Source organism: Croceibacterium xixiisoli, from assembly GCF_009827305.1.
Taxonomy (GTDB): Bacteria; Pseudomonadota; Alphaproteobacteria; order Sphingomonadales; family Sphingomonadaceae; genus Croceibacterium_C; species Croceibacterium_C xixiisoli.
Genome location: NZ_WTYJ01000001.1, coordinates 688,120 through 708,893 on the forward strand (window position 1 = coordinate 688,120; position 20,774 = coordinate 708,893).

A 20,774-nucleotide genomic window follows, 5' to 3' on the forward strand; every position below is an offset into this window, starting at 1 on the left:
CAATCATATGCATCGCGGTTCAAGCATTTCGCTAACTTTTGCCGCATTTGCAGTTATAGATCGTACCATGGCGGACAGCGACGAACAGGGCCGCAATGCGGCCGATATCTTTACGGAGATGATGCGCATTCAGGGGGACGCGGCGCGACAGATGCTGTCGGCCTTTGCCCCTGGCGTGGCCGATGCTTTGCCGAATGATGCGGTGCTCGATCAGTGGGGCAAATCGGCCCGGCAGTTGCAGCACATGTGGCTGAACTTCCATGAGCCCAGGGACGCGCCGGAAATGGTGGCGCCGCTCTTTGCCGATCCGTCGCAATGGATGGTCCTGCTGCAGGGCATCTATCAGCAGATGCCGCTGCTCAATCCCCAGCGGCAGCAACGCCTGTGGGAAGAAGGCGTCGCCTTGTGGGAGGATATTCTCGGCCAGTTCAGCGCCCAGGCACAGGACGATGCCGAACTGGTCACTGAACCGACATTGCCACGCAAGGATCGCCGCTTTGCCGATGCCGCCTGGCGGCAGCAGCCGGTGTTCGCCCTGATCCACCAGACCTATCTGCTGCTGGCCGAACGCATCCGCGAATCCATTGACGAGGTTGAAGGGATCGCGCCGCAGGAACGCGAACAGCTGCGTTTCGCCACCAGCAATGTGCTTGACGCCATGAGCCCGGCCAATTTCCCGCTGATGAACCCCGTGGTGCTCGAACGCACGCTCGAAACCCAGGGCGAAAATCTGGTCAAGGGAATGGAGCGCGCTGCGGCCGATCTTGAACGCGGGCAACTGACCCATACCGATGTCGGTGCGTTCCGGCTGGGGGAAAACATCGCCTGCACCCCGGGCAAGGTCATCCTGGAAACCGAACTCTATCAGCTGATCCAGTATTCCCCGGCCACCGATCAGGTGCTGGCCACTCCACTGGTCATCTTTCCGCCCTGGATCAACCGGTTCTACATTCTCGATCTCAACCCGAAGAAGAGCTTCGTCAAATGGGCGGTGGATCAGGGGCTCACCGTGTTCATGGTCAGCTGGCGTTCGGCGGATGAGAGCCTGGCTCATGTGACCTGGGACGATTACATCCGCGCCCAGATGTCCGTGATCGATACCGTGTGCGAACGGTTGAAAGTGCCCGCCGTCCATACCGTCGGCTATTGCGTGGCCGGAACCACGCTGGCGGCGACGCTTGCGGTGCTGGCGCGGCGGGGGGAAGCGGACAAGGTTGCCAGCGCGACCTTTTTGACCGCGCAGGTCGATTTCGAACGCGCGGGCGAATTGCGCGTGTTCATCGATGACAAGCAGCTCGATTTCATCCGCCAGGCCAGCAAGGGTGGCTATCTCGACGGGCGCTATATGGCGGCGACGTTCAACATGCTGCGCGGCGCGGATCTGATCTGGAACTATGTCGTGAATCACTATCTGCTGGGGGAGGACTACAGCGCCTTCGACCTGCTGTACTGGAACGGCGACGTCACCAATCTGCCGGCGCTCTGGCATGAGTCCTATCTGCGCGATCTCTATCGCGACAATCTGCTGGTGGTGCCCGATGCGCTGAGCGCCGATGGCACGCCGATCGACCTGACGCGTGTTGCCACGCCCGCCTATATCCAGGCAGGGCGCGAAGATCACATTTCGCCGCCGGACAGCGTGTTTCGCATGACCACCCAGCTCGGTGGCCCGATCCGCTTCGTGCTGGCGGGCAGCGGGCATATCGCTGGGGTGGTAAACCCGCCGGCGGCCCAGAAATACCAATATTGGATCGGCCCGGAAAAGGCCGCATCGTTGGCGGATTTCGTTGCGGGCGCGACCGAGCATCCCGGCAGCTGGTGGACCGACTGGATCGGCTGGATCGACAGTCTGGACGGCACGCGGGTAAAGGCGAATGGCAAGCGCGCGCCCGGCGGCAAGGGCGACCGGGTGATAGAGGATGCACCCGGGCGATATGTAGCAACCAGATAAATGATTTAGTTTCATAATCGGATCATTGTGCGGTGCACAAAAAATCTTGACTCTCTCGCAGTGCAACCTATTTTGTGCGATGCAGCATTTGTCCGCATGGCTGCGCTGGAAGAGTATCTGAATATGGCCGATAAGCCTGTTACGACCGCCCAGGGCGCAAAGAAAACCGGGAATGAGCCGTCTGCTGTCAAGCTGGATGCCACCCCGAAGCCGGTGGTTCACGTTCCGCCGGTCGAATCCGTTTCCGCCCCGGCTGCTGCCCCCGTTACCTCGGCGCCCAAGCCGGCAATTGCTGCAGCGCAGATTAAGGCCGCAGCACCGGCCAAGGCTCCGCGCGCGGCGAAGGCCGCACCTGCGCCCAAGCCAGCTGTGGCAGCCAAGAAGCTGCCGGCGGCCAAGCCGGTTGCAACGCCCAAGGTGGCCGCTGCTCCGGCAGTCGCGCCCCAAGCGCCCCTAGAATCCGCGGCTGCGCAAGCAACCGCACCGACAGCGAAGCCGGCTCCTGTGGCAGCCTTCGCACCCAACGCACCCGCACGTGCAACCGCCTCGAAGGAACAGACCATGAGCACCGCTTTCAACACCACCACCACCCCGACCGGTTTCGCCGCCGTCAATGACTCGGTCAACGAACTGCAGACCCGCGCCAAGGCTGCCTATGAAAAGGGCACCGAAGCCGTTGGCGAAGCCACCGAATTCGCCAAGGGCAATGTCGAAGCTCTGGTCGAAAGCGGCAAGATCCTCGCCGGTGGCGTGCAGGACCTGGGCAAGAGCTACGTGGAAGAAGCCAAGTCGGCCTATGAAACCATGACCATTGACCTTAAGGAAATGGCTGCTGTGAAGAGCCCGACCGAGCTGTTCCAGCTGCAGAGCAAGATCCTGCGCCGCAATTTTGACTCGCTGGTCGCCACCAGCTCGAAGAATTCGGAAGCCCTGGTCAAGCTGGCCGGCGACGCATTCGCCCCGATCTCGGGCCGCGTGAACGTTGCCGCTGAAAAGCTGACCAAGACTGCCTGATCGCTACACTACGCGTCCGCCGCGCATCCTCTCCCGCGCGGCGGGTTCGTCGGGCCGGGTGGCATTGCCACCCGGCCCGTTGCGTTTAATGTCTTCGCCACGGGTTGTGCCATAGGCAAGGGCAGTGGTGTCCGCGATGCGGCTGGGGCCTGTTCCCGTGCCGCGATTTGCCCTATGACAGGTTTTTAACCACCCATCTTGCAGTGGTACGGATCGTCACGATATTCAAAGGCCAATGGAACGGATGTCTTCCGATACGCACGCTGTTGCACTGCCCGCCCGCGCATCTGATGATGAACGCGGCAACGGGTCGGGCGATGATGGTCAGGGCCATGTCGGTCTGGCCACCCGCACGCGTGCAAAGCCGAAAAAACCCAGCCAGTACAAAGTCCTGATGCTCAATGACGATTATACTCCAATGGAGTTCGTCGTCGTGGTGCTGAAACGCTTCTTCCGCATGGATATGGAACAGGCGACCCGGGTGATGCTGCATGTGCATCAGCGCGGTGTGGGGGTGTGTGGGGTCTTCCCGCTCGAAGTGGCTGAAACCAAGGTGAACCAGGTGATGGATTGCGCGCGGGAGAATCAGCACCCGCTGCAATGCACGCTGGAAAAGGCCTGACCCATCCCGCTTTGCGCGCCTGTCGCGACGGTCGGCGCATATTGGGGGTGTGACCCTGCCGGTGAGTGTGCTTATAGCCGGGCCATGCCATCGTTCTGCCTGAGCTGGTTCACACCTTGAAATTCATCACCGCCCTCGATCGTTATATCCTGCGCCTGGTGCTGCTGCCGATGTTCGGTGTGTTTGCGCTGGCGGCATCGTTGCTGATGCTGGAAAAAATGCTGCGGCTGTTCGAATTCGTGTCGTCCGAAGGCGGCCCGATCGGCGTGGTGTTCCGGATGCTTGTCAATCTGGTGCCCGAATATGCCAGCCTGGCGATCCCGCTGGGCCTGATGCTCGGCATTCTCTTCGCCTTTCGCAAGCTGGCGACCAGCAGCGAACTCGACGTGATGCGCGCCGTCGGCTGGAGCTACACGCGTCTGCTGCGGGTGCCGTATCTCATCACCTTCGTCTTGGTGGCGGTGAATTTCGCGATCGTTGGCTATCTCCAGCCGCTGGCGCGCTACGGCTATGAGGAACTGGATTACGAATTGCGATCGGGCGCGCTGGGCGCGGCGATCAAGGTCGGCGAATTCACGACGCTGGAAGATCGCGTCGCCCTGCGGGTCGAAGAAAGCCATGATGACGGCCGCCGCCTGGTGGGCATCTTCGCCCGTATTGCGGAACCGGGCGGGCAGGTGCTGTCCATTTCCGCGCGCGAAGGGCGTTTCCTGGCGAACAAGGAAAACCGCAACACGATCATCTTCCGCCTGCTGGATGGCACCATCGTTCAGGATATTCCCGGCAAGGTGCCGCGCGTACTGAGCTTCTCCCAGCACGATCTGCCGATCGATCTGCCCGCGATCGAGCGCTTTCGCGAACGCGGCGACGAAAGCCGCGAATATCTGTTGCCGGAATTGATGCGCATCGGCTGGAGCAAGGATTCTACCGCCGAACAGCGCGATGCCGGTCAGGCAAATTTCAATTACCGCATGGTCGAAGTGGTGATGATGCTGATGCTGCCCTTGCTGGCATTGTCGCTCGCCATTCCGCCCAAACGCTCGACCTCTGCCCTCGGGGTGTTCGTTTCGATCGTGGTCGTGGTCGCCTATCACAAGGTCAATCAATACGGGCAGTCGGTGGCGGAACTCGGCCGGGTTGATCCGTTGCTGGCGCTGTGGGGGCCCTTCGTGCTGCTCACGCTGATGATTGCCTGGATGTATTATCAGGTCGCCTTCGTGCCCGGTGGTCAGGCAATCGGGGCCTTGGAAAATGGCTATGCCTGGCTGGCCAAGCGGGTGAAGGCGCTGACCAGGCGGCGCGATCCGGCGGCAAATGCGGCTGACGCGCAGGAGGCTGCGGCCGATGTTTGATTTCTTCCCCTCGCGTTCGCTGACCATCTATCTGGCCAAGACTTTCGTCTCCCGCATCCTGGCGGTGCTGTTGATGCTGGTGCTGGTGCTGCAGATGCTCGATCTGCTGTCCGAAAGCGGCAATATTCTGGCCCAGCCCGGCAATGGGGAGGCGGAACTGATGCGCTATGTCGGGCTGCGCCTGCCGCAACTCATTGCGCGTTTCCTGCCCTACGCCATCCTGCTGGCGACCATCATCACCCTGGCCGGCCTCAGCCAGAACAGCGAAGTGGTGGCGATGAAGGCGGCGGGCCTGTCCGCGCATCAGATTCTGGCGCCGCTGTTGCTTTCGGCGCTGGCCTTCTCGCTGTTTTCCTTCGCTTTCAACGAACGCGTGGTAACCCGCGCCAATGGCACTCTGAAGGCCTGGGTGGATGCCGATTACGGTCCCATTCCGGATGATCCGACGCTGAGGTCGAACCTCTATCTCAGCGATGGCCAGAATATCGTGCGCGCCGCCCGGGTCACCGGGGAAGGGCGCAACACGGTGCTGCATGACGTCACCTATTACCTGCGCGACGACAACGACATGATCGTTCGGGAAATGCGCGGGCTGCAGGCGCGCTACGTTGGGCCCGGCTGGATGCTCGACGGCGCCCGCCAGTTCGACGTCGGCCCTGCCGCCCAGACCACGTTGACCGAACCGGTGCTGATCGCGCGCGATCTGAACCTGGCGCAGCTGGATTTCCGCAGGGTCGATGCCGATGCGGAAACCCTGCCGCAACTTGCCGCCTCGATTGACGAACTCAAGGCTGCCGGTCGCCGCACCAGCGAGCTTGAGGGCAAATGGTGGCACAAGATTTCCGGCCCGCTGTCGGCCGTGCTGATGCCGCTGCTGGGTGCCGTCGCCGGTTTCGGCCTGGCGCGCTCGGGGCAGTTGCTGGCCCGGTCGATAATCGGCATGACGCTCGGCTTTGCCTATTTCGTGGTCGACAATGCGGCGCTGGCGATGGGCAGCTTCGGCGGATATCCGCCGCTGATCGCCGCCTGGGCGCCCTTCGTGCTGTTCTTCCTGCTTGGTGAAACGGTCCTGATCCGGACCGAGGAATAATCCAGAGCGGGCCGCACGGGCGGCCCGCTTCCGGTCATCGCCTCAATGGCGGCCCATGGTGCTGCGAGCGATCCGTACCACCAGCGGCATCATCCCCTTGTGATCCGCCCGCTGCAGCGTGGAATCGCTGCCCAAGCGCGCAGCGATGCGGCGATGCGCCTCTCCCAGGGAGTGATAGGGCAGGCTGGGCAGCATATGGTGCAGCGCGTGATAGCGCAGGCCCACCGGGGCCCACAGGCCGGCCATGATGCCCGGCGGCGGTACATTGACCGAATCCAGATATTGCGCCGTCACCGTCATGGCCTCACCGTCATTTTCCCATAGATGCGCCACCAGCGTGCGCAACTGGTTAAACACCGCCACTGCCGATGCCACGCCCAGCGCGATCAGCAGCGGGCGCCAGCCAAAGGCGAAGATGCTGCCGATCAGGGCGATCGCCCAAGCGCTGCAGGCCAGTTCCTGAATCAGGAAACGGCGCTTCATCTCGCCTTCTGCCGGGCGGCGGCGAAAGGCGGGATTGATCGCGAGGGAGGAAAACCGTTCCCACGTCAGCGTGCGCAGCGGCGGGATCAGCAGGCCCAGCGGGGTCAGGATGGCGAAACGGATCACCAGCGCCGGCGGTGCCAGCAGCGCCACCAGCAGGAACACCGGCAGCGACCAGGGCTTCATCAGCGCCAGCGGCAGATATTCGGGATCTTCGCCCGTGCCATAGCGGGTGCGGGCATGGTGCAGCGGATGCACGCCTTCGTACATGAAGGACGGCGTCAGCATCGGCACGCCGACCAGCGCGTTCCACGCCGTGCGGAACCCGGGCAGCGCGTCGCGATGCATGTGGGAAATCTCGTGAATGAACAGCAGCGCGCGATAGAGCGTCAGCACGGACAGCACGCCCAGAGCCAGCGCCAGCCAGACATTGTCGACCAGAATCGTGCCGGCCAGCGCAGCATAACCGACCAGCGCCGAACCGATCATGTCCGGCCAGTAGATTTCCGGCCGGGCGCGGGCGATGTCGCGGGTCAGTTCCGCTGCGGCGCGCAGCATCGGCTTGTCATCGGGAATCGCGGAAAGCTGCACGCGCGCTAAGGCCTCGGGTGCACCCGGCACGGCGTCGATGGATTGCAAGGCTGGCATCAAGATAGCTTTCCGAAATGTCCCACAGGGCTGCAGCGCCCTCTATCACAAGTGATCCACGTTTGCGCGGGTCGCTTGACATTGTCCCCCAAGCATAGACAGGACAAACAGCGCATGAACAAAGGCGGCATCGTGGCAGACAGGAAGATAGAAATTGCACCGGTCACCAGCAAGGGTGATCTCAATGCGTTCATAGATCTTGCCTATCGGCTGAACGGGAATGATCCGAACTGGGTGCCGCCGCTGCGCACCGACATGGTCGAATTGCTGACCCCGGGCAAGAACCCGTTTCACGAACATGCCCGCATGCAGCTGTTCCTGGCGCGCGCCGATGGCCGGGTCGTCGGCCGCATCTCCGCCCATATCGACGAACTGGCGCTGGCCCAGCCGGCCGAACGCGGCATGGGCCCGGGCACCGGCAACTGGGGCCTGCTCGAAGCTGAGGATGAAGCGACCACCCACGCGCTGATCGCGCGGGCGGAACAATGGCTGCGCGATGAAGGAATGACCCGCGTTCTCGCGCCGATCAGCCTGTCGATCTGGGAAGAACCCGGCCTGCAGACGCTCGGTTTCGATCACCCGCCGATGGTGATGATGGGCCACAATTCCCCGCTTTATCAGGCGTGGATCGAACAGCTGGGTTACGAAACCGCCAAACGCCTGCTGACCTACGATCTGCGCGTCGACAATGGTTTCCCCGAACTGATCAACCGCATCGTCGCCAGCGGTGAACGCAACAAGCGTATCCATGTCCGCAAGGTGGACAAATCACGCTTCGCCGAAGATGCGGCGATCATCATTGATATCCTCAATGATGCCTGGTCGGAAAACTGGGGCTTCGTGCCCTTCACGGAAACCGAAAAGGCCTACGCCGGGGAAAAGCTGAAACCGATCATCATCGAAAGCGCGAACATGATCGCGGAGGTCGATGGCGAACCGATCGCCTTCATGCTGGCGCTGCCCGATCTGAACGAAAAGCTGAAAGGCATGAAGGGCAGCCTTTATCCCTTCAATTGGGCCAAGCTGCTGCTGTGGCTGCGCAACCCTCAGTGCAACGGCTTCCGCGTGCCGCTGATGGGTGTGAAGAAGCAGTGGCAGAATTCGCGCCTGGCCAGCCAGATCGCCTTCATGATGATCGAATATATCCGCCGGGTAGCGGTCAGCCAGTATGGCATCAAGCGGGCGGAAATCGGCTGGGTGCTGGAAGACAATCAGGGCATGGTAGCCATTGCCGATGCGATCGACAGCAAGGTGAACCGCGAATATCGGATATATTCCAAGGTGCTGTGAACAATCGGCATTTCTCGTTGAAATTGTAATCAAACGGGAACCTGTCCGGCCTATGTCCCGTTGCTTTGATGGCGGGCTGATCCGTCCCGGGGATTGGGCATGCTTGGTCTGTGGCGCGATACTCATGCGAAGAAATCGCTCGACCGCGTGCTCATCGTGGAAGACGATGCCCTGCTCGCCATGGCGATAGAGGAAGCGCTGGCAGACGCCGGCGTCCAGCATGTCACCACCTGCGCTACCGCCGACGAAGCGCTCCATGCGCTGGACGCGGTCGATGCCATTGTGCTGGACGTGCATCTGGCCGATCGCGACGATGGCTGGGCGCTGGCCGAACTCGTCGCCATGCTTGGTTCTCCCCGGCCACGGATCGTCTTTTCCACCGGCACGCCGGAAGATATTCCCGCTCGCATCGCGGAAATGGGCCCGGTCTTTGCGAAGCCTTATAATCCTGCCCTGCTGGTGAAGGCTTTGATGGGCGAACCCCACACCGGGCTGATCGCGCGCTGGCGCGGCGGGGCCGGCTGACCCAATCCTTCTGACAATCGTGATTGCTGCGGCGCGCCGCTGATCGCGACTTCGTGCGCGGCTGCTCCGTCCCGTTCGATCCAAAAAAGAAGGCCCCTGCCAGGGGGGGCAGGGGCCATTCCGGGATCGTGTCACCAACCGCTTGGACGGGAGGGGGTCGGCGGTGACATGGGTAGAATGACCGACCCGAATTTGGGTTCCCAGGGGTGCCGATTTTTTTGGGTTCACGTATTTTTGCGTAGTCGGGCTTGTGCCTTTTGCCGTCGACCACGATATTTGCTGCCACAGATGGAACTGCATGCGTGCCCATGCGTTGGGCATTGAGTTTCACGGGAAGGGGTATTTGATGTCTTTAGGTGCCGAGGTCGCTGCACACCTGCCGTTCCTGCGCCGGTATGCGCGTGCCCTTACAGGGTCGCAGACCACGGGCGACGCGTTCGTCCGCGCCACGCTGGAAGCAGCGCTCGCCGATCAGGAGCTGGCGCAAAGCCTTCGCGAAGGCCGGGTGCCGCTCTACACCGCCTTCAACCAACTGTGGTCCAGCGCCCATGTCGAAGTGGATGCCGATGGCGTTTCCGACGGCGGGCACGAAGCCGCCGCGCAGGATCAGCTGCGCCGCATCACACCGCGCAACCGTCAGGCGCTGTTGCTGACCACGGTCGAGGATTTCTCCGCTGCGGACGCGGCCCGGATCATGGGCACCGACACCGATGAGGTGAACAGTCTGGTCAATGAAGCGATCGCGGAAATCGAACGCGAAAGCGCCACCAGCGTGCTGATCATCGAAGATGAACCGCTGATCTCGATGCAGTTGGAAGATCTCGTCCGCTCGCTCGGCCACGATATCTGCGGCACCGCCGCCACCCGCACACAGGCCCGCGAAATCGCGCAGCAGAGCCAGCCGGGTCTGGTGCTGGCCGATATCCAGCTGGCAGACGGGTCTTCGGGCCTTGATGCCGTCGAAGATATTCTGGCGATCGGTTCGGTGCCGGTGATCTTCATCACCGCCTATCCCGAACGGCTGCTCACGGGCGACCGTCCGGAACCGACCTATCTGGTCACCAAGCCGTTCCAGGAAGATACGGTGCGCGCGGCGATCAGCCAGGCGCTGTTCTTCGGTTCGGGCGGGCCAGTCAGCTGATCGTCGTCGATCCAACAATCTGAATACCGAACGGGGCAGGCTGAAAAGTCTGCCCCGTTCCGGTTTTACAGGGTCGCAGGATGCTTTAAGGCTCCCTGCATGGCCCGGCTCAAGATCAAGCTTCAGCTCTATTGCGGCGATGAAATCGCCATGGGCCCGGGCAAGGCCGATCTGCTCGATGCGATTGCCGCCACCGGGTCGATCTCCGGCGCGGCGCGCAGCCTGGGGATGAGCTATCGCCGGGGCTGGCTGCTGGTCGATGTCATGAACCGCTGCTTTGCCGCGCCACTGGTCGACACCCAGCCCGGTGGCGGGAAGGGCGCGGGCGCGCGCCTGACCGAAGCGGGTCAGGCGGCATTGGCATCCTATCGCGGATTGTCGGCACGGCTGGAAAGCGATGTGCCCTGCGCCGATTTCACCCTGCTGGAACAGGCGATCCGTGCGCAGCCTCTGCCCCCCGCCAGCCCCTCGGCCGGCTAGAGGGCAGGGCGCAAAAGCTTACGGCGCGATCAGCACCTTGCACTCGCCACTGCGGCGTTTCAGCGTTTCGAACACATCGGGCGTATCATCCAGCGTGATCGTCCCGCTGACCAGCAGTCGCGGTTCGGCGGCGCCGGCATTCAGCGCTGCCAGCGACGCTTCATATTCCGGCACCGTGAAAAATGCGCTGGTCACCAGCCGCACTTCCTTGCCCAGCATGGCGAAGCTGTTGAAGGTATCGGGCTTCGTGCACAGGCCCAGCAGCAATATGGTGCCGCGCGGCTTTACCTGATCCACCGCCTGGGCGATCAGCCCCGGCATGCCGACGCATTCGAACACGATGTCGGCCTTGCCGCCCAGCGCCGCCTCGGCACTGGCAACCGGGTTCTCCGGATCGACCACGAACACGTCCGCGCCCATGCCCTGGGCACGCTGTTCCTGGAAGCTGGAGATATCCTGCACCGCCACCCGCGCTGCGCCCAACCGCCGGGCCCAGAACGCCACGGCCAGCCCGATCGGCCCGGCCCCCAGGATCAGCACCTTGTCGCCGGTCTTCATACCCGACAGATTGACGCCATGCAGCGCCACCGCCAGCGGTTCGATGATCGCCCCATCGGCCAGCGAGACATCGGTGCCCAGCTTGATGCACTGGTTGGGCCGGGTCAGCGCATATTCGGCATAGCCGCCGCCCTGCAGCGAAAACTGGCTGCACCATTGCACCTCGCCCTTGCGGCAATGTTCGCAATGGCCGCAGCTGATCAGCGGAATGACGGATACCAGATCGCCGGTCTTGAGCCCGGTTACCTCCGAACCCATCCCTACCACTTCGCCGGCAAATTCATGGCCCAGCACGTCGCCCGCCTGGCAGCCATAGGCAGCATCCTCGGTCATGTGCAGGTCGCTGCCGCATATGCCGCAGCGCCCCACCTTGACCACCACCTGATCCGCGTCGGGCGTCGGGTCGGCCAGGTTTTCCAGCTTCAGCGGCTGATGCAGCGCCTGAAATGTGGCGGCTTTCATGCCTGGTTTTCCTTCCGCGCCATCGTCATTCAGCGCCCATCCGCAGCACGGGCTTCACCACCTGGCCGCTTTCGCTGGCCTCGATCGCCTCGTTGATCTGGTCGAAATCGAAATAGCCGATCAGCCGTTCGAACGGGAATTTCCCGTCCACATGATAGGCGATCAGTTCGGGCAGGAAGGTGACGAGATCGCTGTCCCCGCCCAGAATGCCCATCACCCGGCGGCCGCCACCCATGAAAGCAGCTTCGTTGAACACCACATTGTCGGCCGGGTCGGACGCGCCGACCATGCCGCAGATGCCCATTGGCGCCAGCAGGCCCCAGGCATCCTGGATGATGCTGTTGATGCCCGTGGTGTCGAAGGCATAGCCCAGGCCCTGAGGCACCAGTTCGCGGATCTTGCCGATCGCATCGTCGCGCCCGTTGAAGGCATGGGTCGCACCCAGTTCCAGCGCCAGCTGCAGCCGGGAATCATGCACATCGACCGCGATGATCGGGTTCGCCCCGGCAATCTTGGCCGCCATGATCGCGGCCATGCCCACGGTGCCGGTGCCGAACACGGCAATCGGCAGGCCCGCGCGCACCTTCATGCTGTTCAGCACCGCTCCTGCGCCGGTCATCAGGCCGCAGCCGATCGGCGCCAGCCGGTCCAGCGGGATATCGGCCGCAATGTCGGGCACCTTCACCACATTGCGCTGATGCGCGATGGCGTGGGTGGCAAAGGTCGACTGGCCGAAGAAATTGGCGTTTATCGGCTGATCGCCGGCAAACATCGTCGGCGTGCCATCGGCGCGCGTGCCGGACCAGTTGTGGGGGAAGAACTGATAGCAATAGGTGGGCGCATCCGCATCGCAGCTGGGGCAGGCGCCGCAACTGTTGAAGCTCATCACCACCCGGTCGCCGGGCTTGGCCACGGTCACCGCGCTGCCGACTTCCTCGACGATACCGGCGCCCTCATGGCCCAGCACCACCGGCAGCGGCACGGGCAGCTGTTTGTCACGCACGGCCAGGTCGGTGTGGCAAATGCCACAGGCCACCACGCGCACCCGCAGCTCGTCGGGGCGCAGCGCGTCGAGCGTCACATCCTCGATCGCGAAGGGGTGGTCATGGCCGCGGCAGATCGCCGCCTTTGCTGCTGTGGTCATTGCGGTCTTCCTCTCAACCGGGAATTGGGGCACGGACTCGGGCGGCGATGGACAATCTCCGCCCGGCCATGTGCGTTTTCATACCCTGCCGTGGCAAGGGTGTTCCTGTGAATATGGTCAATCCAGCGGCTTGATCGGCCCCAGCTGCATGCCGCCGTCGATCATCACATGGGCCCCGGTGATATAGCTTCCGGCATCGCTCGCCAGCAGCAGGGCCAGCGGCTTGACCTGATAGGTTTCGGCCATTCGGCCCACCGGCACCAGCTCATCCCAGGCCTTCTTGGCGGCCGGGTTTTTCTTCACCCAGCCATCGCCGATATTGGTCACGAAGGGCCCGGGCGCGATGGCATTCACGCGGATACCATAGGCGGCCAGCTCATAGGCGGAATGGCGCATGAAATGCTTCACCCCGGCCTTGGCCGCCATATAGGGCACGCCCACGATGGCCTCGTTCACTTCGGCGGCGTTGGAACTGGTGATCACGATCGATCCGCCCCGGCGCCCGCCGCGCCCTTCATTGGCCTTCATCACCCGCGCCGCCTCGCGCACGGTGTGAAACACCCCGTTCAGATTGATGCCGATCGATCGGTACCAGCGGTCGGGGTCATAGACATCGATCTGGCCATCGGGGTTGCGCGCGCCTTCCGGCGTCCAGAAGCCATTGCCGACATCCAGCCCGGCATTGGCAAAGGCGATGTCGCACCCGCCATAGGCCGCCACATGATCGTCGAACACCTTGGCCACCTGGTCCAGCTTGGACACGTCGCACACACCGAACCGCGCCTCATACCCTTCGGCCGACAGGCGCTGGGCTTCGCGCGCGGCCCCTTCGGCATCGATATCGGTCAGCGTCACCTTCGCGCCGGCTTCGGCCATGGCTTCGGCATAGGCCAGGCCCAGCCCGCTGGCGGCCCCGGTCACCAGGGCGGAACGGCCTTTGACGTCAAACTGATCGAGTGTCTTCATGCGATGTCATTCTCCCATGGGGCGGTTTCGGCTGTTCGCCGGCGCTGCGCCACCGCGCGCCATCTTTCCGCAAAGCCGGGCCCATTACCAGCCGCAACAGCCCGCTGCTGCTTACAGATAGAGCTTCGGATTGATCGGAATGCCCTGTTCCTTGCAGTAGGTTTCGTAGTGATTCATCATCCACCACACATCGGTGGTTTCGATCAGCACGGCATTCTCGTCATAGAATTCGATCGGCCCTTCCATCCATCCGAACAGCTTCACGCCATCGGGATGTTCGGTCACCAGCGTATGCGCCTCGCCTGGCACTTCCAGGATCAGCCCGCCGGGCGTCGCCACCCAGTCATATTCCAGATATCGCACCGACCCTTCCAGCACGACCATGCTGATCGTGCCGCGATGGAAATGGGTGCCGATCGTGCCCGGGCCCTTCACCCACAGGATGTTGGAAAACAGATTGCGCCGCACGTCGAATGCCAGATGCTTGATCGCGGCGGTCTCGCCAAACGGCACCCAGGGGCTGTCGGCATCGGTCTGCGCATCGACATAGCGGCCGCCGGGGGAATGACGTTTCACCAGCGAACTGTAGTTGAACGGAACCTCGACGATGGCTTTCTTCGTCGACGGCGGGGCCTTCATCTGCGTGGCCATGTTGTAACCTCTCGATTGGTCGGGTGTCAGCGGATCAGGCTGTCCAGATAATCATCGGCAATGCCGACGGATTTGTAGTGGGCGCGGGCATCGGCCATGTAATCGAACACATCGTAATGCCCGATCGTGCGGCCTTCCTCGTCCAGCCACATCAGCGGGCCGGATACGACGAAGAACACGCGCATGGGTTCGGGGTGGTCATAGGCCACCAGCGTGTGGCTCTCGCCCGGCGTCTCATAGATGAAATCGCCGGCCGTGGCGGTCCAGCTGTGTTCCAGATAGCCCCATTTGCCACTGATCGTGTAGGCCCAGATCGGCTGGGGATGGTAATGCCGGTTCACCAGCCCGGCGGCTTTGGAATAGAGCACATCGGCCCACATATTGCGCGAAGGGCTGATCCAGACGGGCTTGGAACTCACCGTCTCGCTCATCGGCACCCAATAGCGTTCATCGCCTTCGGTGATCTTGGGCATGTAGCTTTCGGGCAGCGATCCCGGGCGGAACGCCTCCGGGATCGGTTTGATATCGCGCCAGAATTCCTTGGTGGCGGCTTCAGCCATCTTTTCTCTCCTCGACCGGCAGTTTCCGGTCGTTTCCCGTGTCGATGGGGGCCGGCGTTGCGGCCCCCATCCATCATTGCCATCGGCTCAGAAGTTGAAGCCAAGCCGGGCATACCATTCGGCCGGACGGCTGTAGGTGCCGTAGATTACGCCACCACCCAACTGGGCCTGGCCGGTAATGAGGTAGCGTTCATTGGTCAGGTTCGTTCCGCCCACCGACAGGTTCCAATTGTCGCTCTCGGGCTTGTAGGTGACGCTGGCGTTGACGATGTCGGTTGACGGACGCAGCAGCAGGATCGTGCCTTCGGTGTCGTTGCGCATGCCCGTGGTGTGGGTCCAGTCGGCCAGGAACACGATCGAACCGCCACCGATGGGGAATTCCAGTCGCGGTGCGATGTTGAACTTCCAGTCGGGCGCCTTGGGCAGGGCTGCCCCGGCAAACACGCCTTCCTGAATGGGGTTCGGCGCCACCTGGGCCTGGGCGGCGACGCGGGTGTAATAGGCGTCGATGTAGCCAACAGAGGCGGTGACGGTGAAGAAATCGGTCGGCGCGGCCTGGGCTTCCACTTCGAAGCCCTTGATCCGCGCGTCACCGGCATTCTTCACGGTCGGCGAAACGCCTTCCTGGAAATTCAGCTGAATGCCCTTGTACTCGGTGGTGAAGGCGGCAAGGTTCAGCATCAGCGTGCGATCGATCAGCGTCGATTTGACGCCCACTTCCCAGGTGTCGGCCTGTTCTTCGTTGAATGTCGGCGCCAGCGGCAGCGGGTTGGAAAGGCGGGTGGTCCAGCCGCCGGTCTTATAGCCCTGGCTGAACGAACCATAGACCATCACATCGTCGGTCGGGTACAATTGCGCCCCGGCCTTGAAGGTGAAGTTTTCAAACTCCTGCTTGTTCGGGGTCAGCGGGTAATAGCGGAACGGTTCGCTCGGGATCGGGAAGCCGAGCAGTTGGGCGCAGGCGGCGGTCGGCAACCCGGTTGCAGGGTCGCGATCCATGCAGCCGGCCAGCTTGTAATTGGCGCCGTTCAGATCGGACTGGGCCCCGACATAACCCTTGTCCTCACGCGTCCAACGGCCGCCCAGCGTAAAGCCGATCAGTTCGCTGACGCGCCAGTCGATCTGGCCGAAAGCGGCATAGGCGGTGGTGTCGATCTTGCCCGGGCCATCGACCTGCAGCAGGCCGCCGGCAAAGGTCACGAAATCGCGCAGATCGCCCTTTTCGTTGAAGACATAGCCGCCCAGCACGAAGTTCAGGCTGTTGTCCAGGAACGACCCGGTCAGCTGCAGTTCCTGGCTCCATTGTTCCTGGTTCACATTGAAGCTGGTCTGCAGGATCGGCAGCGGCGAATTGTCGAGATCGACCCCGGCCGCAAAGTCCAGCTTGCGGAAGGATGAAATCGATTTGACCATCAGATCGTCGGTCAGATCATATTCCAGATCCAGCGTGACGCCGCCCTGCTTGAGGTTGGAGAAATTGTTGCCCGTGGCATAGCTGACGTCGATATCGTCATTGACCCACCGGTCATCCCAGGGTGCGACATTGTTCAGGGGATTGCCGTCGACATTCAGGCTGCCCAGGCCTGCCAGCGTCTGATAGCCGGCGGTGCTGTTGCGCGGGCCACAGATGTTGGTGAAGCCCATGGTTGCAAGCTGCTCGGGCGTGGAACCGATGCAGGTGTTATAAAGATAGGCAAAGAAATAGGCCGGGCTGTCACCCAGCGTATCCAGCACCGTGTTGGCGGTCGAATTCTGGTCGATCTTGGTGAAATCGCCGGTCAGCGTGGCGCGGAAGGCGCCGCCATCATCCCAGCGCAGCTTGCCACGCAGGCTCCAGGTGTTGTCGCCGCCCTGGCTGTCATCGGTCTGGTATCCGGCGGCGGGGAACAGGGTGAAGGCATCGGTCGCGCCGACAAAACCCGGATAGGCTTCGCGCTTCTGGAAACCGTCGCGGCTCAGAATGCCGAAGGCGAGAGAGGATGACAGGCCATCGGTGATCGGCAGTTCGACCATGCCGCGCACCTGCATCCGGTCATAGCTGCCGACGGTAATGTCACCGGTCACGCGGAATTCGTCGCCCGGATTGCGGGTCACGATGGAAATCGCGCCGCCCACGGAATTGCGCCCGAACAGCGTGCCCTGCGGGCCTTTGAGCACTTCGATCCGCTCGACATCCAGCAGATCCTGATTGGCGCCGATCGAACGGCCCAGATAGACGCCGTCCAGATAGACGCCGACGGCCGGATCGATGTTGAAGGCGAAATCGCTTGATCCGATCCCGCGGATGGTGGCGCCCAGCACCGCGCTCGATCCGGAAAACGGCGTGGAGGCGTCCAGCGTCACGTTGGGGGTGATGGCCGACAGCGCCGAAACATCGCCGATGGCGCGTTCGGTCAGCTGTTCCGCGCCGAAGGCGCTGATGGCGATTGGCACATCCTGCACATCTTCGGCGCGCTTCTGCGCAGTCACCACGATCTGATTGAGGCCGCCGGTGCTTTCCTGCGCGGCTTCATCCTGTGCGGCGGCTGGCATGGCAATGGCGCAGGCGAGTGCGGAAAGTGAAATGGACGCCAGCGAAAAGCGAATTGGTTTCATGGCTCTTCTCCCTGTCTGTCTTGCAGACTTTATCGGCAGGCGGTCTTCCGCCTTGCCGGATCAGGATAAGAGGGGGCGTGACAGCCCGCTTGCACATCGGCGCAGGCCATTTGGACAATGGCGCAAGCGCATGGGCGGGGTGATTATCCTCCGGCGCTGTGCCCCATTCGCCACGCCCGGGGGGAAACCCCGAATTTCTGGCGGAAACAGCGCGTGAAATAGGCGCTGTCGTTGAATCCGTGGCTGAATGCCGCCTCGGTGATGCTCAGCGTGGGATCGGCCAGCAGCTTTTCGGCCGCCCGTTCCAGCCGGCGGTCGAGAATCGCCGCAGAGGGTGTTGTGCCCATTTCGGCAAAGATGTTTTGTACCGTGCGGGCCGATGTGCCCAGCTCGCGGGCGATGGTGTTGGTACACAGATCGGGGTCGGACAGGCAGGATTCGATCAGCGCATAGGCGCGCCAGCGCTGCCCGCGATTGGCGGTGTGATCGCCATGCTGGCTGTCGCCCTGAATGGCCATGGCCGCCAGATCGTAAAACACGCGATTGATCCCGCTTTCCCATTCCGGACCGCCCTGCGCGCTATCGGCCTGGCGCCACATGGAATGCAGGAAATCGTTGAATACCCGCGCGGCGGGGGTTGTGCCGCAAATGCGCCGGGCCATCCGGTCGTTCAGGTCGGGCACGCGTTTGGCCAGCTCGTGATGGGGGAATTCCACCACCATCATCTCATGCGGGCTCAATTCGAAGCGATAGTTTTCATGCGGCGAACCGATCACGAAATCGCCGACTTCCAGCTGGGTTTCGCGGTCCCCCTGATAATGCCTGCCGCTGCCGCGCAGTTGCACATGCATGATCACCCGCTCTTCATTGCCATACAGCGCCCGGCGCAGCACATTGGCGGCGATCGACCGCGTGCGGATCATGGCCATCTGGCCCAGGCTCCAGCACAGCATCTCGCCTTCGAACATCTGGCTTTCCGCCTGCACCGATGTGCCGCGGAATGCATCTTCGGCCACAGCGTTCCAGTACCGCAGCCGATCCCCCGGTGCGATTCCCCGCGTGGCGTATTTTGCAACGACGCCCGTCATCACCATCTCTCCCCGGGCCGCAGTGCACAAACGGCGGGCCCGTTTTGCGTGGGGATCCGTTCGCCCTGCTCACCCGGGGGTGCCCCGGTGAGTGGCGCCTTCTCCTCTCACCGGGCTAACGAACACAAGACGGCAACAAAATGCAAGCCAATCCGAAAGGATCGGCTTGCCCTTGAGATCAGGCGGGGATTGCGCCGTTCCGCTTGGCCAGCACCGCCGGTGCTGTTTCGCGCAGGAACGTCGCCACAACGCCGCTGATCAGCGCCAGCACGATCAGCATCCAGAGGAAGGAATTGGGACCGAACATATCGTTCAGCTTGCCGGCCAGCGGCGGCCCCGCGACCCCCCCGATGATCTCGCACGAACCCATGGCCAGCCCCAGCACCGTGGCATGGTGGCGCGGATCGAAGGATTCGGACGGGATTGTCGCCATGAAGATCGGGAAGATGCCGTTTACGGCCCAGCCGACGAAGAAGATCGCGGCCAGCACCACCGGCGAACCGGTGAAATATATCGCTGCCAGCGGGCCGACCACGGATAGGAATGGCAGGATCACCATCACCGGCTTGCGCCCGATCCTGTCGGACAGGCCGGAAATCACGATGCTGTAGATGGCTGCTGCAATGCCCAGCGAACCCATCAGCCAGCTCATGGTTTCGCCATCCATGCCCCGGTGATCCTGCAGATACAGCGGCATGAACGACCAGGTAATCACGAAATGGCCGACCATCAATATGCCGACCGTTACCGATACCCACATGTTGCGATGTTTCAGCGCCTCCGGAATGGTCATTCCGGCTTCCTGCTGCGTCGGCTTGGGCAGGGGGGCGGGCTCCTTCAGCAGGAACCAGATGATCATCGCGCTGATGATACCGGGCGCACCTGCCAGGAAAAACGCCTCGCGCCAGCCGAAAGCGGCGGCAAAGGCAACCAGGATCACCGGCGCGGCGAAGCTGCCCAGCAGGTTGGACCCCAGGTTCTGCGCCACGCCCTGCGCCAATCCGCGATATTGCGGCGATACTTCGCTCGCCACCATGGCATGGCTGATCGGCATCACGCCGCCTTCGGCCGCACCCATCAGCAGGCGGGCACCCAGCAGCAGGGCAAAGGTGGTGGCCAGCCCGGTCAGAAACGAACAGGCGGAAAAGGCGATGGTCGAAAAGATCAGCAGCAGCTTGCGCTTGCCGAGTGAATCCGAAAGCTTGCCGACGAAAAAGGCCGCAATAGCCCAGGTGAAGCTCAGGCCGCCGGCGATGATCCCGATCTGGGTATCGGTCAGCCCCAGTTCCGGCTTCACCTGCGGCATCAGCACATTCAGCGCCTGCCGGTCGAAGAACACGATCCCGAAATTGAGGCTCAGCAGAACGACCAGCAGGATCTGGTAACCGGACGAATTCTTCGTCCAGTTGCCCTGCTGCAGATTGGCGCTTGGATGCATGGGACTCTCCCCCGCCGCGCCATCTTGTGGCGCGGTCGTTATGTTATCGCTGGATGATCAGATGAAGGGGCGCACCGGGTCGCTGCCGTCCCAGTTCTGGCTCGCTTCCCAGAAACGGGTGAAGGTTTCGTCCATGCCCGGCGTCACCGGCAGCAGTTCCAGGAAACCCCATTCGGCGCCCGTGCCATTGTCCAGATAGACGACTTCGCCGCCGGTCGGCACCGATGCGCGGAACGCTTCCTGATATCCGCGGGCCTGATATTCCAGGCTGGCCGCATCCACATCGCGGCTGGCGATGCCGAAATGGTGATAGCCGTAACCGCGCTTGGCGATGGTCTCGGAATAGACGCTGGGATTGTTGTCCAGCGGCTGGATCAGTTCGATCAGCATGTGCCCGGCAAACCCCATGGCCAGCGTGATGTCCGCCGTGCTTTCGCTGCCGCGATAGTTCTGGCCCGGCACCAGGAAGTGATCCAGCACGAAGAACGGCCCGGCCTTCATATCGGCCACGAAACGCGCAATCGATTCCTGCAGATTTTCCACGACGAAGGCGGTCTGTGCAATGCCGCCCATCGGCTGGCCGTAACCCAGTTTATCGGTCATCAATCTCTCCCATCCGGCTGTCTGCCGCAATTCGCCGCATGGCTCGCCAATCGGCAGGGCAATGTCAATCATGGCGTGTGGGCGCAGCTGTGATAATGGTCGGGCGCCGAACG

The 20,774-nt window shown here is 62.5% G+C and carries 19 protein-coding genes; 9 read left to right on the forward strand and 10 right to left on the reverse strand.

The features are described from left to right. Positions 1-67: 67 nt before the first annotated feature. The 5 genes from GRI97_RS03275 (at position 68) to lptG (ending at position 6,029) form a co-directional block, all read left to right on the forward strand. Positions 68-1,951, forward strand: coding sequence for a PHA/PHB synthase family protein (locus tag GRI97_RS03275; RefSeq protein WP_161389684.1), 1,884 nt, complete (start codon positions 68-70; stop codon positions 1,949-1,951). Positions 1,952-2,512: 561 nt separating this feature from the next. Next, the gene (locus GRI97_RS03280) at positions 2,513-2,965 is read left to right on the forward strand and encodes a phasin family protein (RefSeq protein WP_161389685.1); all 453 of its coding nucleotides are present in this window, start codon (positions 2,513-2,515) and stop codon (positions 2,963-2,965) included. Between the two features lie 244 nt (positions 2,966-3,209). After that, the gene (gene clpS, locus GRI97_RS03285) at positions 3,210-3,587 is read left to right on the forward strand and encodes an ATP-dependent Clp protease adapter ClpS (RefSeq protein WP_161389686.1); all 378 of its coding nucleotides are present in this window, start codon (positions 3,210-3,212) and stop codon (positions 3,585-3,587) included. Between the two features lie 116 nt (positions 3,588-3,703). Beyond that, positions 3,704-4,939 carry an LptF/LptG family permease gene (locus GRI97_RS03290; RefSeq protein WP_161389687.1) on the forward strand — a complete coding sequence of 412 codons (1,236 nt, stop codon included), beginning with the start codon at positions 3,704-3,706 and terminating at the stop codon, positions 4,937-4,939. Continuing rightward, positions 4,932-6,029, forward strand: a complete 1,098-nt coding sequence (gene lptG, locus GRI97_RS03295) for an LPS export ABC transporter permease LptG (RefSeq protein WP_161389688.1) — start codon at positions 4,932-4,934, stop codon at positions 6,027-6,029. Before GRI97_RS03290 ends, lptG begins: the two co-directional genes overlap by 8 nt. A 42-nt stretch (positions 6,030-6,071) precedes the next feature. On the opposite strand, the gene GRI97_RS03300 is transcribed toward lptG, so the two are convergent. Continuing rightward, entirely contained in the window at positions 6,072-7,160 is a 1,089-nt protein-coding gene (locus GRI97_RS03300) for a fatty acid desaturase family protein (protein ID WP_161389689.1), read from the reverse strand. A gap of 114 nt (positions 7,161-7,274) precedes the next feature. Between GRI97_RS03300 and GRI97_RS03305 the strand changes: the two genes are divergently transcribed. The 4 genes from GRI97_RS03305 (at position 7,275) to GRI97_RS03320 (ending at position 10,596) form a co-directional block, all read left to right on the forward strand. Next, positions 7,275-8,450: a GNAT family protein gene (locus GRI97_RS03305; RefSeq protein ID WP_202392563.1), complete on the forward strand. Its 1,176-nt coding sequence runs from the start codon at positions 7,275-7,277 to the stop codon at positions 8,448-8,450. A 99-nt stretch (positions 8,451-8,549) separates the two neighbouring features. Next, positions 8,550-8,975 carry a response regulator gene (locus tag GRI97_RS03310; protein ID WP_161389690.1) on the forward strand — a complete coding sequence of 142 codons (426 nt, stop codon included), beginning with the start codon at positions 8,550-8,552 and terminating at the stop codon, positions 8,973-8,975. Between the two features lie 346 nt (positions 8,976-9,321). Continuing rightward, complete coding sequence (locus GRI97_RS03315; protein WP_161389691.1) at positions 9,322-10,116, forward strand: response regulator; 795 nt, start codon at positions 9,322-9,324, stop codon at positions 10,114-10,116. 99 nt (positions 10,117-10,215) lie between these two features. After that, the gene (locus tag GRI97_RS03320) at positions 10,216-10,596 is read left to right on the forward strand and encodes a winged helix-turn-helix domain-containing protein (RefSeq protein WP_161389692.1); all 381 of its coding nucleotides are present in this window, start codon (positions 10,216-10,218) and stop codon (positions 10,594-10,596) included. An 18-nt stretch (positions 10,597-10,614) separates the two neighbouring features. Here GRI97_RS03320 and GRI97_RS03325 read toward each other — a convergent pair whose 3' ends face one another. The 9 genes from GRI97_RS03325 to GRI97_RS03365 form a co-directional block, all read right to left on the reverse strand. Then, complete coding sequence (locus tag GRI97_RS03325; RefSeq protein WP_161389693.1) at positions 10,615-11,616, reverse strand: alcohol dehydrogenase catalytic domain-containing protein; 1,002 nt, start codon at positions 11,614-11,616, stop codon at positions 10,615-10,617. 25 nt (positions 11,617-11,641) lie between these two features. After that, positions 11,642-12,760, reverse strand: coding sequence for an NAD(P)-dependent alcohol dehydrogenase (locus GRI97_RS03330; RefSeq protein ID WP_161389694.1), 1,119 nt, complete (start codon positions 12,758-12,760; stop codon positions 11,642-11,644). Positions 12,761-12,877: 117 nt separating this feature from the next. Then, a complete protein-coding gene (locus GRI97_RS03335) occupies positions 12,878-13,726 on the reverse strand; it encodes an SDR family oxidoreductase (RefSeq protein ID WP_161389695.1) in 849 nt (282 codons plus the stop codon). Between the two features lie 111 nt (positions 13,727-13,837). Next, a complete protein-coding gene (locus GRI97_RS03340) occupies positions 13,838-14,377 on the reverse strand; it encodes a 2,4'-dihydroxyacetophenone dioxygenase family protein (RefSeq protein WP_161389696.1) in 540 nt (179 codons plus the stop codon). Between the two features lie 26 nt (positions 14,378-14,403). Further along, positions 14,404-14,937 carry a 2,4'-dihydroxyacetophenone dioxygenase family protein gene (locus tag GRI97_RS03345; RefSeq protein WP_161389697.1) on the reverse strand — a complete coding sequence of 178 codons (534 nt, stop codon included), beginning with the start codon at positions 14,935-14,937 and terminating at the stop codon, positions 14,404-14,406. A gap of 87 nt (positions 14,938-15,024) precedes the next feature. Further along, complete coding sequence (locus GRI97_RS03350) at positions 15,025-17,532, reverse strand: TonB-dependent receptor (protein WP_161389698.1); 2,508 nt, start codon at positions 17,530-17,532, stop codon at positions 15,025-15,027. A 143-nt stretch (positions 17,533-17,675) separates the two neighbouring features. Next, positions 17,676-18,620, reverse strand: coding sequence for an AraC family transcriptional regulator (locus GRI97_RS03355; RefSeq protein WP_161389699.1), 945 nt, complete (start codon positions 18,618-18,620; stop codon positions 17,676-17,678). A 178-nt stretch (positions 18,621-18,798) separates the two neighbouring features. After that, a complete protein-coding gene (locus GRI97_RS03360; protein WP_161389700.1) occupies positions 18,799-20,058 on the reverse strand; it encodes an MFS transporter in 1,260 nt (419 codons plus the stop codon). A 57-nt stretch (positions 20,059-20,115) separates the two neighbouring features. After that, positions 20,116-20,661 carry a VOC family protein gene (locus GRI97_RS03365; protein ID WP_161389701.1) on the reverse strand — a complete coding sequence of 182 codons (546 nt, stop codon included), beginning with the start codon at positions 20,659-20,661 and terminating at the stop codon, positions 20,116-20,118. Positions 20,662-20,774 lie beyond the last annotated feature (113 nt).